2 protein-coding genes are annotated in these 1,345 nt (G+C 77.2%); both read left to right on the top strand.

What is annotated here, in order from left to right; translation table 11 throughout:
* The coding region (locus MBSD_RS13025; RefSeq protein WP_062537736.1) for a uroporphyrinogen-III C-methyltransferase at positions 1-969 on the top strand (969 nt) is incomplete at its 5' end.
* On the top strand, positions 966-1,345 hold a 380-nt coding region (locus MBSD_RS13020), incomplete at its 3' end, for a heme biosynthesis HemY N-terminal domain-containing protein (protein WP_148667890.1). The genes MBSD_RS13025 and MBSD_RS13020, both read left to right, overlap by 4 nt.

The raw sequence follows: 1,345 nt of genomic DNA, 5'->3' as shown, positions 1-1,345 counted from the left end.
GCGCTGGCCGGCTACGCGGCCTGGACGAACTGGCAGCGCGCGCGCGGCGACGCCGCCGCGCAGGGCAGCGGCCGCTCGCCGGCGGCGCTGGACGCGCGCATCAGCACGCTGGAAGACGCCTTGACCGCCATCCGCCAGGAGCGCGGCGGCCTGCGCCAGCGGCTCGGCGACGCCGAGGCGGTCAACCGCTCGCTGCGCGAGGAAGTGCTCGGCCTGTCGGAGCGCGCGCGCAATCTCGAGGACGCCGTCGCCAACCTGTCCGAGAAACGCCTGTCCGGCCACGACGCGATGCTGCTCGACGAGGCGGAGATGCTGCTGCGCATGGCCAAGGAGCGCTATGCGCTGTTCCAGGACGCGGAGGGCGCGCTGGCCGCCTACGATCTCGCCGACCAGGCGCTGTCCGGCGTCGAGGATCCCGCCTTCGCCGGCGTGCGCCAGAGCCTCGCCGCCGAGCGCGATGCGCTGGCGGCGGTGAAGCCGACCGCGCGCGCCGCCGATCTCGCCGCGCTGTCGCGCCTGCGCGACGCGCTGCCCGCCCTGCCGCTGAAACCGCTGGACATGCCGCGCACCGCCGGCGGCGGCGATGGCGCCTTCGCCCGTGTCGGCCGCGCGCTGGCCGGCCTGGTGCGCATCTCGCGCGACGACGGCGCGCCGCTGGCCAGCGCCGACGCGCGCTTCGCCCGCGAGCTGGCCGCGCTCGACCTGGCCGAGGCGCAGGCCGCGCTGCTCGCCTACGACCGCGGCGCCTACGCCGCCGCGTCGAAGCGCGCGCTGGCCACGCTCGACCTGCAGTTCGACGGCCGCGCCGAAGCCGTGCAGCAGGCGCGCGCCGAACTGGCGCGGCTGGCGGCCGAGCCGGCCGCGACGGCAACGGCGCCGCAGCTCGGCGCGGCGCTGAAGGAGCTGCACGACCTGCGCGCCGTGCATGCGCTGAAGCCGGCGCGCGCCGGCGGCAAGGCCGCGCCATGAGGCTCTGGCGCTGGCTGCTGCTGCTGTTCGCGGTCGCCGCGCTGGCTGCGTTCGGCTGGCACTGGGTCGCCGTCGACCCCGGCTACGTGCTGGTGCGCTACCGCGGCGTGCGCATCGAATCCACGCTGATCGTCGCGCTGGCGCTGATCTTGGTCGGCTGGGCCGCGCTGACCGTGCTGTGGCACGCGCTGCGCTGGCCGTTCGGCGCGCTCTCGCGCCGCCACCGCCGGCTCAGCCGCAAGCGTTTCTCGGAAGGACTGCTGGCGCTGGCCGAAGGCCGCTACGGCGAAGCCGACCGCGCGCTGGCGCGCGCCGCGCGGCTCGCCCCGCTGCGCGCGCCGGCGCTGCTCGCTTCCGCCGAGGCGGCGCACCAGCG

Origin of the sequence: Mizugakiibacter sediminis (genome assembly GCF_000953855.2) — a bacterium.
In the GTDB taxonomy this organism is placed as follows: Bacteria; Pseudomonadota; Gammaproteobacteria; order Xanthomonadales; family Rhodanobacteraceae; genus Mizugakiibacter; species Mizugakiibacter sediminis.
The sequence above is the reverse complement of the archived record's forward strand: the minus strand, read 5'-3'. Positions and strand labels throughout refer to the sequence as shown.